This is a genomic window from Leifsonia sp. RAF41 (assembly GCF_052114085.1).
GTDB lineage: Bacteria > Actinomycetota > Actinomycetes > Actinomycetales > Microbacteriaceae > Leifsonia.
Window position 1 is genome coordinate 801,467 of the sequence record NZ_JBFREB010000001.1, and the last position, 14,161, is coordinate 815,627.

The 14,161-nt window shown below is 69.9% G+C and carries 16 protein-coding genes; 9 read left to right on the plus strand and 7 right to left on the minus strand.

Annotation, left to right across the window (positions count from 1 at the left end):
* Window positions 1-225: a hypothetical protein gene (locus AB4Y74_RS03785; protein WP_441797782.1), complete on the plus strand. Its 225-nt coding sequence runs from the start codon at window positions 1-3 to the stop codon at window positions 223-225.
* 18 nt (window positions 226-243) lie between these two features.
* Here AB4Y74_RS03785 and AB4Y74_RS03790 read toward each other — a convergent pair whose 3' ends face one another.
* From AB4Y74_RS03790 to AB4Y74_RS03805, 4 genes are read right to left on the minus strand one after another with little or no spacing between them, the layout of a single operon-like run.
* The gene (locus tag AB4Y74_RS03790) at window positions 244-561 is read right to left on the minus strand and encodes a DMT family transporter (RefSeq protein WP_441800388.1); all 318 of its coding nucleotides are present in this window, start codon (window positions 559-561) and stop codon (window positions 244-246) included.
* A gap of 12 nt (window positions 562-573) precedes the next feature.
* Complete coding sequence (locus tag AB4Y74_RS03795; protein WP_441797783.1) at window positions 574-1,347, minus strand: hypothetical protein; 774 nt, start codon at window positions 1,345-1,347, stop codon at window positions 574-576.
* A complete protein-coding gene (locus AB4Y74_RS03800) occupies window positions 1,344-2,255 on the minus strand; it encodes an ABC transporter ATP-binding protein (RefSeq protein ID WP_441797784.1) in 912 nt (303 codons plus the stop codon). Before AB4Y74_RS03800 ends, AB4Y74_RS03795 begins: the two co-directional genes overlap by 4 nt.
* Window positions 2,252-2,668 (minus strand): GntR family transcriptional regulator, encoded by a 417-nt coding sequence (locus AB4Y74_RS03805; RefSeq protein ID WP_441797785.1) that lies wholly within the window; start codon window positions 2,666-2,668, stop codon window positions 2,252-2,254. The genes AB4Y74_RS03800 and AB4Y74_RS03805 overlap by 4 nt, the downstream gene beginning before the upstream one ends.
* Window positions 2,669-2,781: 113 nt before the next feature.
* Between AB4Y74_RS03805 and AB4Y74_RS03810 the strand changes: the two genes are divergently transcribed.
* Window positions 2,782-3,930: an alpha/beta hydrolase family protein gene (locus AB4Y74_RS03810; RefSeq protein WP_441797786.1), complete on the plus strand. Its 1,149-nt coding sequence runs from the start codon at window positions 2,782-2,784 to the stop codon at window positions 3,928-3,930.
* A gap of 9 nt (window positions 3,931-3,939) precedes the next feature.
* Window positions 3,940-5,367 (plus strand): amidase, encoded by a 1,428-nt coding sequence (locus AB4Y74_RS03815; RefSeq protein ID WP_441797787.1) that lies wholly within the window; start codon window positions 3,940-3,942, stop codon window positions 5,365-5,367.
* 138 nt (window positions 5,368-5,505) lie between these two features.
* Here the strand turns inward: AB4Y74_RS03815 and AB4Y74_RS03820 are convergent, their stop codons facing one another.
* Window positions 5,506-7,302 carry a gamma-glutamyltransferase family protein gene (locus AB4Y74_RS03820; protein WP_441797788.1) on the minus strand — a complete coding sequence of 599 codons (1,797 nt, stop codon included), beginning with the start codon at window positions 7,300-7,302 and terminating at the stop codon, window positions 5,506-5,508.
* A 1-nt stretch (window position 7,303) separates the two neighbouring features.
* A complete protein-coding gene (locus AB4Y74_RS03825) occupies window positions 7,304-7,678 on the minus strand; it encodes a DUF1844 domain-containing protein (RefSeq protein ID WP_441797789.1) in 375 nt (124 codons plus the stop codon).
* Between the two features lie 235 nt (window positions 7,679-7,913).
* Here AB4Y74_RS03825 and infC point away from each other — a divergent pair, with 235 nt between their 5' ends.
* Genes infC through rplT form a run of 3 tightly spaced genes read left to right on the plus strand, consistent with a single transcriptional unit; the run spans window position 7,914 to window position 9,223 of the window.
* Window positions 7,914-8,606, plus strand: coding sequence for a translation initiation factor IF-3 (gene infC, locus AB4Y74_RS03830; RefSeq protein WP_441797790.1), 693 nt, complete (start codon window positions 7,914-7,916; stop codon window positions 8,604-8,606).
* The gene (gene rpmI / locus AB4Y74_RS03835; RefSeq protein WP_064111236.1) at window positions 8,606-8,800 is read left to right on the plus strand and encodes a 50S ribosomal protein L35; all 195 of its coding nucleotides are present in this window, start codon (window positions 8,606-8,608) and stop codon (window positions 8,798-8,800) included. Before infC ends, rpmI begins: the two co-directional genes overlap by 1 nt.
* A gap of 30 nt (window positions 8,801-8,830) precedes the next feature.
* A complete protein-coding gene (rplT, locus tag AB4Y74_RS03840; RefSeq protein ID WP_410780949.1) occupies window positions 8,831-9,223 on the plus strand; it encodes a 50S ribosomal protein L20 in 393 nt (130 codons plus the stop codon).
* Window positions 9,224-9,288: 65 nt separating this feature from the next.
* On the opposite strand, the gene AB4Y74_RS03845 is transcribed toward rplT, so the two are convergent.
* Complete coding sequence (locus AB4Y74_RS03845; RefSeq protein ID WP_441797791.1) at window positions 9,289-9,543, minus strand: hypothetical protein; 255 nt, start codon at window positions 9,541-9,543, stop codon at window positions 9,289-9,291.
* 87 nt (window positions 9,544-9,630) lie between these two features.
* On the opposite strand from AB4Y74_RS03845, the gene AB4Y74_RS03850 reads away from it, so the two are divergent.
* The 3 genes from AB4Y74_RS03850 (at window position 9,631) to pheT (ending at window position 14,113) form a co-directional block, all read left to right on the plus strand.
* Window positions 9,631-10,431: a TrmH family RNA methyltransferase gene (locus AB4Y74_RS03850; protein WP_441797792.1), complete on the plus strand. Its 801-nt coding sequence runs from the start codon at window positions 9,631-9,633 to the stop codon at window positions 10,429-10,431.
* 86 nt (window positions 10,432-10,517) lie between these two features.
* The gene (pheS, locus tag AB4Y74_RS03855) at window positions 10,518-11,558 is read left to right on the plus strand and encodes a phenylalanine--tRNA ligase subunit alpha (protein WP_441797793.1); all 1,041 of its coding nucleotides are present in this window, start codon (window positions 10,518-10,520) and stop codon (window positions 11,556-11,558) included.
* Window positions 11,558-14,113 carry a phenylalanine--tRNA ligase subunit beta gene (pheT, locus tag AB4Y74_RS03860; protein WP_441797794.1) on the plus strand — a complete coding sequence of 852 codons (2,556 nt, stop codon included), beginning with the start codon at window positions 11,558-11,560 and terminating at the stop codon, window positions 14,111-14,113. Before pheS ends, pheT begins: the two co-directional genes overlap by 1 nt.
* The last annotated feature ends 48 nt before the right edge of the window (window positions 14,114-14,161 follow it).

Genomic DNA, 14,161 nt, shown 5'->3' on the forward strand with positions numbered 1-14,161 from the left:
ATGCCGCTACTGGAAGACCTGACCGTCTATGAGGACGGCGACCGCTACGACGTCTACGACCACTCGTTCCCGGACGAGGACGCGGCGATCGGCCGCGGCCGACCGCTGGGCGCGATCACCATCACGCCAGAGGGGGAGTACGTACCGACCGGCATCGGCGCGGTCTACGAGTACATAGCGCCCGCACGAACCCTCGACGAAGCGCTGAGCGCATTCGTCGGCTAGGCCTGAGTAGGCCGCCTCTCAGGCCGGGTGGCACGCACCGAGCTCCAGCAGCCCGACGCCGCCGATCACCAGCACCAGGCCGGCGATCTGCACCCAGGTGAGCGACTCCTTGAAGAACACCCACGAGATGATCGCGATCGCCGCGACGCCGACGGCGGACCAGATCGCGTAGGCGATCCCGAGCGGTACGCCGCGCCCCAGCGCCAGCGAGAGTGCGAAGAACGAGGCGACGTAGCCGACGACGAGCGGTGGATCGAAGGAGAACCGGCTCAGGATCTCCTCCGTTTGGCAGTCGTGCAGGAGATTCGGCCGGTTGCGCGGCCGAATCTCCTGCAGGACGGTGCCGCCTCAGCTGCGCGGTGTCGCGCGGGCGAGGGCCAGGTAGGCCGCCACTGCCGCGAGCGCGGTCGGGACCAGCAGCCACGCCGTCACCCCGATGGGTCCGCTCGCCGCGAACCACTCACCGACCGCCGGCCAGCTCTCGGTGAAGGTGATGAGAGCGATCGCGCCGACCAGGACCAGTGCCAGGACGGCGCCGACGATGAGGATGCCATTCATCCGCCAGCGCATGAAGAGCGCCGCCGAGAACGCTCCGACCGCGAAGAAGAACAGCATCGCGCCGAACACGATGAACAACCGCTCGCCGACGTTCGCGCCACCGAAGTACACCGACGTGAAGAGGTGACCACCGAGCCCCCACCCGTTGGTCCACTCCTCGACGGTCGACAGGAGGGTGAACCCGAGCGCATACCCTGCGGCGAGGAGCAGGAACGTCAGCCCCGAGCCGAGCGCGAAATCGCGGCGGGTCACGCTGTAGCCGAGCGCGAACGGGAACGTTGCGGAGATCACCTGGATGGCGACCACCAGCATGTAGACGAAGATGTAGAACCCGCCTCCGCTCCACTGCGTGCCGTCCATGGCATCGGCGCGGTCGGCCGGTGCAGTTGCGGCCCAGATGATCCACCAGATGAGCCAGTTCACCAGCCAGATGAATCCCATGATCATGGCCGGGATCCAGATGACGGTCCACTTGTTCACCAGGTTCAGCCGGACGACGCGCCAGATGCGCTGCCCCGGGGCGGGTGCCGCGACGAGGGTAGGTGCGGGATGTGCTGCGGTCATGCGCTCTGCTCGATTCCTGTCTCGCGGATGTCGGTCTTGCGGACGATGAGCTGCTGGAGCGACACCGGCGCGAGCTCGAGGCCGGCTGCGGCGGCCTCCGCCCGGTCGGAAGCGGTCAGCCCGCCGACGGTGACGGACGCCAGCCCGCCGATACCGTCGCGGTGCAGCACATCGCGTTCGCGGACGAAGGCGTCGACGGTGGCACGCTGCCCGACCACGGTGGTGGCAGAGGTGCGGAGCGTCTCGGCGTCCTCGTCCATGAGGATGCGTCCCTGATCGATCACGATGACCTGCTCCAGCAGGTTCGCGACCTCGTCGATCAGGTGGGTGGAGAGCACCACCGTGCGCGGGTGCTCGGCGAAGTCCTCCAGCAGCCGGTCGTAGAACAGCTGCCGGGCGACCGCGTCCAACCCGAGGTACGGCTCGTCGAAGAAGGTGAGCGGCGCCCGGGAGGCGAGGCCGACGATGACGCCGACGGCGGAGAGCTGGCCCCGGGACAGCTTCTTGATGCGCCGGTCGAGCGGTAGGCGGAACTCTTCGATGAGCTGGTCGGCGAAGTCGGCATCCCAGTTCTCGAAGAACCACGGTGCGCTTCGGAAGACGTGCTTGGGTTGGAAGTCCTCCGGGTAGCGCTGGCTCTCTTTGATGAAGCAGATGTTCTGCAGCACCCGGGCGTTCTCGGTCGGGTGCTCCCCGAAGACGCGGATGGCGCCCTCAGTGGGGAAGTCCTGCCCGGTGATCAATTGCATCAGCGTTGTCTTGCCCGCGCCATTCCGGCCGAGCAGCCCGTGGATGCGCCCGGGCGCGATGGTGAGGGAGACGTCGTCGATCGCGGCGAACTGTCCGAACTTCTTGGTGAGGCCCGTCACCTGGACGGCGGGGGCGGGGAAGGCGAGGGTGGCGCTCATGCGCTCACTCCTTTCGTCGGGGACGGCACGGCCGTCGAGGTCGGCGATGCAGCTTCCGGCTGCGCGGCCGTGCGGATCATGCGGGCGAGCTGTTCGGGGTCGATGCCGAGCTTGGCGGCCTCGGTGAGAAGGGGGCGGACGTACTCGCTGGGGAAGGCGTCGCGACGTTTGGCGATGAGCCGCTCACGGGCTCCCTCGGTGACGAACATGCCGATCCCTCGCTTCTTGTAGAGGATCCCCTCGTCCACAAGGAGGCCCATGCCTTTGCCTGCCGTCGCGGGGTTGATCCGGTGGAACGCCGCGAACTCGTTGGTCGACGGCACCTGCGTCTCGGCGGGGTAGACCCCGTCGATGATGTCGTCCTCGATCTGCTCGGCGATCTGGACGAAGATCGGCTTGCCCTCGTCGATCATTCGAGCTTCACCGGTTCATTACTCATGTAACCAACCAATCAGGTCCGACGGTTCCTTGTCAAGAGTGAGTTCGGATCGCGTCACGATTCGACTAGACAGAGCGTCCTAGGGGTATGGGATGGTTTCTCGTCGTCGTGGCCGTGGCGGCGGTCGCAATTGCGGCTGCGGCCACCGGAGCGCGCCTCATCGGTCACAGCCTCGCGCGCCGAGTCGTATTGCGCCGATCGCGGAGGAGGACCCGCATCCACACCAGCACTGAGACGACCGTGACCCTCGCGGCCGACCGGCGGACGCTGCACCGAGGTCAGTTCGGTCTGTGGTTCGGTGAGAAAGGGCACGCTGTGGTCGGGCACGCCCGGGCGCACGACCGAGCCGCCGGGACGGTGACGCGCGAGCTGCTCCACGTCAGCGGCGACCTGGCCAGGGCGGCCGCCGGCTATTGGACCGGGCACCTGCACGCCGGCCCGGCCTCCTTGCAGCGCCCCCACTGCGAAGTCGCCATCGCTGTGCCGGGCGGAAGTGCCCCGGCCTGGCTGATCGGGCCTGGGCCGGCGCGGCCGTCGGCAACCTGGGCCATCCACATCCACGGCTCGAACATGACACGGGTGACTGCGCTCCGCTCCGTTCCCGCGACGGATGCGCTCGGGATGACTTCTCTGGTGGTGTCCTACCGCGGAGACGGGGAGGGCCCCGCCGTTCCTGGCCACGCCTCTACTCTGGGGATGCGGGAGTGGGAGGACGTCGATGCCGCAGTGGGTTACGCCCTCGAGCAGGGAGCCCAGCGCATCGTGCTCGTCGGCTGGTCGCTGGGCGGAGCCATCGCGCTGCAGCTGGCCGAACGCAGCGCGTACCGGGAATCCATCCAGAGCCTCGTCCTCATCGGGCCGGTGACCGACTGGCGGGCCGTGATCAGGAACGGTGTCCGTGAGAGAGGGCTTCCCGGCTGGACGGCCGGACTGGCGATCCGCGCGCTCGCCGGTCGATCGGCCAGCGCCCGGCTCGGTCTCCCCGAACCGATCGACTTCGAGCAACTCGACTGGGTGCGTCCGGGGCGGCTGGCAGTCCCTGCGCTGGTCATCCACTCCGACGCCGATCGCGAGGTGCCGCTGTCGACGTCCGTGCTGTTCGCCATGGCGAACCCGCGACTGGTGCGCTTGGTCGAGCTGTCGCCCGCCGACCACTGCTGGGAGTACAACGTCGATCCGGCGGCGTTCAACCGGGCCGTCATCGACTTCCTCGAGCCGCACGAGCGCCTCGACTAGCCTGGGCCCATGGCCGACCTCCACGAGCTGACGGCGCTCGAACTCTGGCAGGAGCTGAAGGCGGGGCGCGTCTCGCCCCGCGAGCTCACCTCCCACTACCTGGACCGGATCGAGCGGCTGAACCCGCAGCTCGGCGCGTTCGTCACGGTCACGCGTGACGAGGCGCTGCGCCGCGCGGATCACGTCGCCGAACACGTGCCGAAGACCGCGCCGCTGTGGGGCCTGCCCTCGGGCGACAAAGATCTGTGGATGCGCGCGGGCGTGCCGACGGGCTTCGGGTCACGCGCGATGGCCGGTTTCGTGCCGGAGGAGAGCGACGAGATCGTCGAGACGCTGGATGCGGCCGGCGCCGTCAGCCTCGGCAAGACGAATGCGCCCGAGTTCGGGCTCCCCGCCTACACGGAGTCGCTGGCCGCGCCCCCCGCCAGAAACCCGTGGAACCCGGAGCTGGGCGCCGGCGGATCGAGCGGGGGAGCGGCGGTCGCCGTCGCCAGCGGGATGCTGCCCTTCGCGCCCGGCTCGGACGGTGGCGGCTCCGTCCGCATCCCGGCGGCCGCGTGCGGCCTCGTCGGACTCAAGCCGTCCCGCGGGCTGGTGCCGGCGGGGAGCGGCATCGCGTCCCTGGCCGGTCTCGTCGTCGACGGGCCGCTCGCGCGCACCACCGCGGATGCAGCGCTGCTGCTCGACGGGATGATCGCCAAGCGCAACGGACGGATCGACCACCACTACACGCTGCGCGCGCCGTACGACGACGACGGGCCGTTTCTCGGGACCGCGGTGCGCGGTGAGGGCCGGTTCCAGCTCGGCGTCATGACGACGTCCGCGTGGGACGGCGCCTACGACATCAGCCTCGCGCCCGAGGCGACCGACGCCCTCGCCACCGCCGTCGACGCCTTCGTGTCCATGGGGCACGGCCTCGAAGAGACAGCTCTGGAACCCGACGACACGTACGCGCCCGCGTTCCGGACGATCTGGCAGGCGGGCGCCGCGCGCATCCCGGCGGAAGGGGAGGCGCTGGCCCTGCTCGAACCGCTGACCGCCTGGCTGGTCGAGCGCGGCCGCGCCCTGAGCGCCCGCGAACTGAGCGAGGCTCTGTCGCTGCTGACGGCATACGAGCGGTCGTTCATCCGCCAGCTTTCGTCGTTCGACGCGGTGCTCACTCCCGCGATGGCACTCACCCCGCGACCCGTCGGCTGGTACGACCAGGAGGACGGCGAACGGAACTTCGCGCAGCAGGTGCAGTACACACCGTTCACGTCGATGCTCAACGTCACCGGCCTCCCGGCGATCGTGCTGCCGGTCTCGCAGACGGCTGACGGCCTGCCGATGGGTGTCCAGCTGATCGGACGGCCGGGAGGGGAGCGGACGCTGCTGTCGCTGGCCACGCAGCTGGAGCGGCGCATCCGCTGGCAGGAGCGCCGTCCGCCGGTCTGGTGACGCCTGCGCCGGGGCGCTGTTCGGGCGGGCGCCCGGATCCACGCCGCCGGTGAGCGTCTGCTGCCGCTCGTAACGTCTGCCCCTGCGCGCGCAGCCGCAGACCTGACAAACCGCCGCAGACACGAAGCGTGGCGAAGCTCAGCGCCCGGCGGCGTAGCCCTGCATGCCTCGCGGGTTCGCCGCAGCGCTCAGGATGCCCGTCTCGGGATCGCGTCCGACCGACGACAGCCGGCCCAGCGTCCAATCGCCGGCCCGCGTGACGCGGTGCCCCCGCGCCTCGAGGCCCGCGATCACCTCGTCGCCGAGTCGCGCCTCCACCACCGCGCCCGCGGGCACCCAGGTGCGCGGCCAGAAGGACTCCGCGATCGACGTGGTGTGGAGCGCCGGCGCGTCGATCGCCTGCTGCGGCGTGTAGCCGCCCACGATCGTCCGCAGCAGGTAGAGCAGCTGCCACTGGTCCTGCTGGTCGCCGCCGGGCGAGCCGAGCGCCGTGACCGGCACGCCGTCGCGCAGCACGAGGGTCGGCGTCAGCGTGGTGCGCGGCCGCTTGCCCGGCGTCAGTGTTGCGGCAGAACCCTCCTCCAGCCAGGTCATCTGCAGGCGGGTGCCGAGGCAGAACCCCAGCTCCGGGATGGTCGGCGACGACTGCAGCCAGCCTCCGGACGGGGTCGCCGACACGATGTTGCCCCAGCGGTCGATCACGTCGATGTGGCAGGTGTCGCCGCGCGTCTCGCCGGAGCGCGACACCGTCGGTTCGCCGACGCCCTCGCTCGCGATGCCGGAGGGCGGCGTGTACTCGGTGCGCAGCGGCGGGAGGAACGTGTCTACCCCGGGGATGACCCCGGGCCGGAACTCGGCCGACGCGGTGTCGCCGATCAGCGCGCGTCGCTCGGCGGCGTATTCGGCGGACAGCAACGTCTCGAGCGGTACGCGTTCGTCGCCGAAGTACGCGTCGCGGTCGGCGTACGCGAGCTTCTGCGCCTCCAGCACGGTGTGGGCGCCCTGCTCGGTGGACGGGTCCACGTGCTCGTCGTCGAAGCCGTCGAGGATGGCCAGCGTCTCCAGCAGCGCGGGCCCCTGGCCCCAGGCGCCGGTCTTCGCGATCGTGTGGCCGCGGAAGTCCAGCGTCACAGCGTCCTCGTAGTGCGCCCGGTATGCGGCGAAGTCGTCCTCCGCGATGACGCCGGCGTGGTCGGCCCCATCCGAGTGGCGGTGGGGCGTGCGCGCGAAGGCGGCGGACGCCTTGGCGACGGTCCCGGTAGCCCATTCGGTCCGTGCCGCCTCGATCCGCTCCTCGCGCGACGACGCGCCGTCCCCGGCGGTCACCAGACCACGCAGCACACGGCCGTACGCCGGGTTGGTGATCAGCTCGCCCGGCTCCGGGATGCGCCCCGCGGGCATCCAGCGCTCGGCGGACGTCGGCCAGTGCTCGGTGAAGAGCGGCGCGACCGCGCGGATCGTCGCGCACACGCGCTCGAGCACGGGATGGCCGCCCTCGGCGTATTCGATGGCGTACGCCAGGACATCGGCCAGTTCCCACGTCCCGTGGTCCTTCATGAGGAGGAGCCACGCATCCACCGCCCCGGGGATGGCCGCCGCCAGTGCGCCAGAACCGGGCACCAGCTCCAGGCCCTCCGCGAGGTAGTGCTCGCGGGTGGCGCCGATGGGCGCCGGGCCTTGTCCGGAGAGGACGACCGGCGTCGGGTCGTCCGCCGTGGCGAACAGGGCGACCAGGTCTCCGCCCGGGCCGTTGAGGTGCGGCTCGACGACGTGCAGGACGAACGCTCCCGCCGCCGCCGCGTCGAACGCGTTACCGCCCCGTTCGAGGACGGCCTGGGCGGCCGCGGTCGCCAGCCAGTGCGTGGACGCGCTCATCCCGAACCGGCCCTGGAGGGTCGGCCGTGTGGTGAACGCCGGGGGCGGGGTGAACGCCACGTCAGCTGACAGGCCCGGTGTACTTCTCGCCGGGGCCCTTGCCGATCTCATCCGGGATGGCTGACGCCTCGCGGAAGGCCAGCTGCAGCGAGCGGAGTCCGTCGCGCAGGCTGCGCGCGTGCTGATCGCCGACGTGCTGCGCGCTCGCGGTGACGAGGCCGGCGAGGGCGTCGATGAGCTTGCGCGCCTCGTCGAGGTCGGTCTGGTGCTCCGGGTCGTCCGCCAGGCCGGTCTTCACGGCTGCCGCGCTCATCAGGTGCACGGCCGTGGTGGTGATCACCTCGACCGCAGGGACCTCCGCGATGTCGCGGGTGGCGCCCGCAACATCCTGGAAGTCGTCGGCGGAGTCGTCGAAGGTGAAGGATGTGTCGCTCACTGCATTCCTCTGTTAGAATCGTCCGGGCTCCGGGACAACTGTCCCGGTACGAAAGTGGAGATTCCTCCCACCCGCGTTGACCGTTTTATAGGTTACCGGGTCATTGCACTCCGCCAACGCGTGTGAACGCGGGGGTAGACAGGGTGCGGTACCAGGCCTGTGTTTCTTTATTGAGAAGCGCAGGTCGGCTGGTGCGTGGAACCTCCTCTTTCGCCGGACCGTCACCGATGGTCCGTTGCCGAGAAGCATCGCTTTTTCAGAGGAGACAGACATCAGCGATCCCCGTACGAATGACCGTATCCGCGTCCCCGAAGTTCGACTCGTCGGCCCCAGCGGAGAGCAGGTCGGTGTCGTCAAGATCGAGGTCGCACTGCGACTCGCGCAGGAGGCCGACCTCGACCTGGTCGAAGTAGCACCCAACTCCAAGCCGCCGGTCGCCAAGATCATGGACTACGGCAAGTTCAAGTACGAGGCTGCGCAGAAGGCCAAGGAGGCCCGGCGCAACCAGGCGAACACGATCCTCAAAGAGGTCCGCTTCCGCCTCAAGATCGACAAGCACGACTACGAGACCAAGCGCAAGCGCGCCGAAGGCTTCCTGAAGGCCGGCGACAAGGTGAAGGCCATGATCCTCTTCCGAGGTCGCGAGCAGTCGCGCCCGGACCAGGGTGTGCGCCTCCTGCAGCGCTTCGCGGAGGACGTCGCCGAGCTCGGCACGGTGGAGTCCAACCCCACGATCGACGGGCGCAACATGGTGATGATCATCAGCCCGGTGAAGAACAAGGCCGAAGCAAAGCAAGAGGCCAATGCAGTACGTGCCGCCTCCAAGGCGCGCGCCCAAGGGCGCGACCAGGAGCCGGTTGCTGACGCAGCGGATGCTGCTCAGTCCGACGAGAGTTCGCCCGCCCCGGCGACGAACGAGGAGAACTAATGCCCAAGCAGAAGACCCACTCCGGCGCCAAGAAGCGCTTCAAGATCACCGGCAGCGGCAAGGTCATGAAGCAGCAGTCCGGCATGCGCCACAACCTGGAAGTCAAGTCCAGCAGCCGCAAGCGTCGGCTGAACGCCGAGCAGGTCGTGCCTGAGGTGGATGCCAAGGTCATCCGCCGGATGCTCGGCAAGTAATCCACCCGACGTAGTTAAGGAAATCGACTAATGGCAAGAGTGAAGAGGGCCGTCAACGCCCACAAGAAGCGTCGGGTCATCCTCGAGCGCGCCGAGGGCTACCGCGGTCAGCGGTCGCGCCTCTACCGCAAGGCCAAGGAGCAGGTCACCCACTCCCTCGTCTACGCGTACCGTGACCGCCGCCAGAAGAAGGGCGACTTCCGTCGTCTGTGGATCCAGCGGATCAACGCGGCCTCGCGCGCCAACGGCCTCACCTACAACCGCTTCATCCAGGGCCTCGGCCTGGCTGGCGTCGAGGTGGACCGTCGCATCCTCGCCGACCTGGCCATCACCGAGCCCGCGACCTTCGCGGCCCTCGTCGAGACCGCCCGGAAGGCTCTGCCGGCCGACACCTCGGCTCCCAAGGCGGACGCCGCGGCGTAACCCGCTTGCACCCACGAACGGCCCGGTCGACCTCTGTCGGCCGGGCCGTTCGCCATCCCCGGGGGTTAGTCGTCGGAGCCGTGGCCGCCCGAACCGTGGTCGTCGCCGACGTCGTGGGTGGCGGGGGCGTCGGTTCCGTGGTCGTCGCCGATGTCGTGGGTGGCGGGGGCGTCGGTTCCGTGGTCGTCCGCCGGTGTCGTGGTCACGGTCTGCACGACTCCCGGTGGATCATCCATCGCATCGCCTGTCGCGGCGAACGCAGCCGCCGTCCCGAGTCCCAGTGCGACCACCGCGCTGCCTGCGATCACTGCCGCTCTCACGAGTCTTCTCATCGTTCAGCCTCCATCCGGTTGTCCTTAACACGAGATGGGCGGCCGTTCGGATCACCCGACCCATATGCTGGTGCCATGCTGGACAACCCGCGCTCGCCGCGCGTCAGGGCCGTCGCCAAGCTCGCCAAGCGATCCGCCCGTTCCGAGACCGGACTGTTCCTGCTGGAAGGGCCGCAGGCGGTTTCCGAGGCACTCACCTTCCGCCCCGAGCTGCTGGTCGACCTTTTCGCGACGCCGACCGCCCTGGAACGCTACCCCGAGATCGGCAGCGCCGCTGCGGAGGCGGACCTCGAGGTGGAGTACGTCACCGAGCACGTGCTGGATGCGATGGCCGACACCGTGACGCCGCAGGGCTTCGTGGCGGTGGCCCGGCAGTTCCCCACGTCCATCCGGGAGATCTTCACCGGTGAGCCGAAGCTCGTCGCCATCCTCGAGGAGGTGCGCGATCCCGGCAACGCGGGCACCATCATCCGTGCCGCCGACTCGGCCGGCGCCGACGCCGTGGTGCTGACCGGCCGCACGGTCGACCTGTACAACCCGAAGGTCGTGCGCTCGACGACGGGGTCGCTGTTCCACGTGCCGGTGGCCGTGGGAGCCGACCTCTCCGACGTCATCGGGCGCGCCCACTCCGCCGGCCTCCAGGTGCTGGCCGCCGACGTCAAGGGAGAGGATTTGCTGGCCGCCCGCCGCGACGGCGAGCTCGCCCGGCCGACGGCGTGGGTCTTCGGCAACGAGGCGCGGGGCCTCGAGGACGACCTGCTCGCCCTGGTGGACCGCGTCGTCACGGTGCCGATCTACGGCCGCGCCGAGTCGATGAACCTCGCCACAGCGGCCTCCGTCTGCCTCTACGAATCGGCCTTCGCCCAGCGCACCTGACACCGTTCGTCCACAGCCTCCACGGCTGTCCACAGTTCCGATCCGGGGCCGGGAGGCTCCGCGCGCCCCGGCTAGACTGGGTGACCGTGTCAGATACCACGGAGATCACCGAATCCGCCGTCGAGGCGGCGGTCGGCGCGGCCCTCGCCGCGATCGACGCCGCGACCGACTCGGCTGCCCTGAAGACGGTGCGCCACGACCACACGGCGGAGCACTCGCCGCTCGCACGGCTGAATGCGGGCATTCGCTCGCTGCCCGGCGACCAGAAAGCCGCCGCCGGCAAGCTGGTGGGCGGCGCCCGTGCCCGCGTGAGCCAGGCGTTCGCCACCAAAGAGGCCGAAATCGCCCGGGCGGAGGAGTCGGCTCAGCTGGCCGCCGAGACCGTCGATGTCACCGCGCTCCCGTCCCGGTGGACGCCCGGTGCGCGTCATCCTCTGTCCCTCCTCCAGGAGCGCATCGCCGATGTCTTCGTCGGGATGGGCTGGGAGGTCGCCGAGGGCCCAGAGCTCGAGAGCGAGTGGTACAACTTCGACGCACTGAACTTCGACGCCGACCACCCGGCACGTGCGATGCAGGACACCTTCTTCGTCGAGCCGACCGACGCCCATCTGGTCATGCGCACCCACACCTCCCCGGTACAGCTGCGGGCACTGCTCGGCGACGAGCTCCCGGTGTACCGCGTCGCGCCGGGGCGGGTCTACCGGACCGACGAATTCGACGCGACGCACCTCCCGGTGTTCACGCAGACCGAGGGCATCGCGGTCGACAAGGGCCTCACCATGGCCCACCTGCGCGGAACCCTCGACCACTTCGTCAAGTCGCTGTTCGGTGAGGAGGCGCGTGTCCGCCTCCGTCCCAACTACTTCCCGTTCACCGAGCCGAGCGCCGAGCTCGATCTGTGGCACCCCACCTTCGCCGGAGGGGCGCGCTGGATCGAGTGGGGCGGGTGCGGCATGGTGAACCCCAACGTCTTGCGGTCTGCGGGCATCGATCCCGACGTCTACTCGGGCTTCGCGTTCGGGATGGGCGTCGAGCGCGCCCTGATGTTCCGCAACGACGTCAAAGACATGCGCGACATGGCCGAGGGCGATGTGCGGTTCTCCCAGCAGTTCGGAATGGTGGTCTGATGCGCGTCCCCCTGAGTTGGCTCGGCGAGTTCGTCGACCTGGAGCCCGGAACGACGCCGGAGGAGGTGCACGCCGCTCTCGTGTCCGTCGGACTCGAAGAGGAGGACATCCACACCTTCGAGCTGTCCGGTCCGATCGTCGTCGGCCAGGTGCTCGAGTTCGTGGAGGAGCCGCAGACCAACGGCAAGACCATCCGCTGGTGCCAGGTGCGCGTCGCGCCGGAGGGCGAGAAGGCGGCGGACGGCGGCGCGGAGGTGCGCGGCATCGTCTGCGGCGCTCGCAACTTCTTCGAGGGCGACAAGGTCGTCGTGACGCTGCCGGGCGCCGTGCTGCCCGGCCCGTTCCCGATCGCTGCGCGCAAGACGTACGGGCACGTGTCCGACGGCATGATCGCATCGGCACGCGAGCTCGGTCTCGGCGAAGACCACGACGGCATCCTGCGGCTCACGACGCTGGGCCTCGATCCAGAGGTCGGCACCGACGCCGTGGCCCTTCTCGGCCTCGATGACGCAGCCGTCGAGGTGAACGTCACGCCCGACCGCGGCTACGCCTTCTCGATCCGCGGAATCGCCCGCGAGTACTCGCACGCCACCGGAGCGGCCTTCCGCGATCCGGCGGACGCGGTCCCGATCAGCGCGGACCACGCGACCGGCTTCAGCGTCACGATCGACGACGCCGCACCCATCCGCGGCCGAGTCGGCGCGAGCGTGTTCGTCACGCGGGTCGTCCGCGACGTCGATGGCGGCCGTCCGACGCCCGCGTGGATGATCGCGCGGCTCAAGCTCGCCGGAATCCGCTCGATTTCGCTGATCGTCGACATCACGAATTACGTCATGCTCGAGCTGGGCCAGCCCATCCACGGCTACGACCTCGACAAGCTGTCCGGCGGCATCCTCGTGCGTCGCGCGACGGCGGGGGAGAAGCTGGTCACGCTCGACGACCAGACCCGCAGCCTCGACGCGGAAGACCTGGTGATCGCCGATGACTCCGGCGCTATCGGCCTGGCCGGAGTGATGGGCGGTGCCTCCACCGAGATCGGTGCGGGCACCCGCAACGTCCTCATCGAGGCGGCGAACTTCGACCCGGTGTCGATCGCGCGCACCGCGCGCCGCCACAAGCTGCCGAGTGAGGCCTCCAAGCGCTTCGAGCGCGGTGTCGACCCGCAGGTCGCGGTCGCGGCCGCGGCACGTGTGGTGCAGTTGCTGGAGCAGCTCGCCGGCGGTCACGCTGATGACCTCGGTTCGCTCCTCGACGCCTCGGAGACCGCCGAGGCCATCCGCCTGCCAGACGGCTACCTCGTGGGGCTGATCGGCGTCGAGTTCACGGGCGACGAGGTGCGGAGTGCCCTCGCCGAGATCGGCGGAACGGTCACGGAGACGACGGGCGGCCTGCTCGTCACGCCGCCCACCTGGCGACCCGACCTGCGCGACAAGTCCGACCTGGCGGAGGAGGTGGCCCGCATCGTCGGCTATGACCGCATCCCCTCCGTCCTGCCGGTCGCCCCTCCCGGCCGGGGCCTCTCCCGCGAGCAGCGACTGCGCCGTTCCGTCGCGCAGATCCTCGCGGACAACGGCGCCACCGAGGTGCTGTCGTTCCCGTTCGTCAGCGAGACGCAGAACGACCTGTTCGGCCGTCCGGGCGCAGATGCGGATGCTGCTGCCGGTCACATCCGGGCCGTCCGACTGGCGAACGCGCTGGACGCGACGGCGCCGTATCTGCGCACGTCGCTTCTTCCCGGTCTCCTGGACGCAGCCAAACGCAATCTGGCCCGGGGGCTGGTCGACCTGCGCGTGTACGAACTCGGCACGGTGTTCCGCCCGTCTGACGGCTCGATCGGCAGCGAGACGCTGCCGCCGGGCGCCGCGCTGCCCGGGGCCGACGTGCTGGCCGGCCTGAATGCCGGTATTCCGGCGCAGCCTCGCCACCTCGCGGGTGTCGTGCTGGGCGACGTGCTCGACAAGCAGCCAGAAATGCCCGCCGCGCCGGCCGGCCTCGTGGACGCCCTCGACATGGTGCGGCAGACCGCCGCGGCCGTGGGCGTGACTGTCGACGTCACGCAGTCATCGCACCAGGCGCTCCACCCGGGCCGCACGGCGCAACTGCTCGCTCTCGGTGCCGACGGGGCGCGCGTGCCGGTGGGCTACGCGGGCGAGTTGCTGCCGGCACTCGCGCATGAGCTCGACCTGCCGCGCGTGGTCGCCGTCTTCGAACTCGACCTGGACGCCCTCATCGCGGTCGCTCCGGCGGACATCGTCGCGGGCGTCATCGCCGGCTTCCCGGCGGCAACGCAAGACCTCTCGCTCGTCGTCCCCGTCGACGTCCCCGCGGGGGACGTGCTGCGTGCAGTACGCGAGGGTGCCGGTCCACTGCTCGAAGACATCCGGCTCGTCGACGACTACCGCGGCCCCGGGCTCCCTGACGGCAGCAAGAGCCTGACCTTCGCGCTCCGCTTCCGCGCCGACGACCGCACCCTCACCGCCGCAGAAGCGAGCGAGGCCAAACTGGCCGGCTCCGCCCACGCGGCCGAGCTTTACGGCGCGGCCATCCGCGAGTAGCGATCCAGGCGACGGAGCCGCCGGCAGCGGGCTCAGCGGGCGGCGCGT

Excerpts from the sequence above, each read along its gene's own strand:
- AB4Y74_RS03785 (WP_441797782.1), top strand. The coding sequence starts at position 1 with ATGCCGCTACTGGAAGACCTGACCGTCTATGAGGACGGCGACCGCTAC.
- AB4Y74_RS03795 (WP_441797783.1), bottom strand. The coding sequence starts at position 1,347 with ATGACCGCAGCACATCCCGCACCTACCCTCGTCGCGGCACCCGCCCCG.
- AB4Y74_RS03800 (WP_441797784.1), bottom strand. The coding sequence starts at position 2,255 with ATGAGCGCCACCCTCGCCTTCCCCGCCCCCGCCGTCCAGGTGACGGGC.
- AB4Y74_RS03805 (WP_441797785.1), bottom strand. The coding sequence starts at position 2,668 with ATGATCGACGAGGGCAAGCCGATCTTCGTCCAGATCGCCGAGCAGATC.
- AB4Y74_RS03810 (WP_441797786.1), top strand. The coding sequence starts at position 2,782 with ATGGGATGGTTTCTCGTCGTCGTGGCCGTGGCGGCGGTCGCAATTGCG.
- AB4Y74_RS03815 (WP_441797787.1), top strand. The coding sequence starts at position 3,940 with ATGGCCGACCTCCACGAGCTGACGGCGCTCGAACTCTGGCAGGAGCTG.
- rpmI (WP_064111236.1), top strand. The coding sequence starts at position 8,606 with ATGCCCAAGCAGAAGACCCACTCCGGCGCCAAGAAGCGCTTCAAGATC.
- rplT (WP_410780949.1), top strand. The coding sequence starts at position 8,831 with ATGGCAAGAGTGAAGAGGGCCGTCAACGCCCACAAGAAGCGTCGGGTC.
- AB4Y74_RS03850 (WP_441797792.1), top strand. The coding sequence starts at position 9,631 with ATGCTGGACAACCCGCGCTCGCCGCGCGTCAGGGCCGTCGCCAAGCTC.
- pheT (WP_441797794.1), top strand. The coding sequence starts at position 11,558 with ATGCGCGTCCCCCTGAGTTGGCTCGGCGAGTTCGTCGACCTGGAGCCC.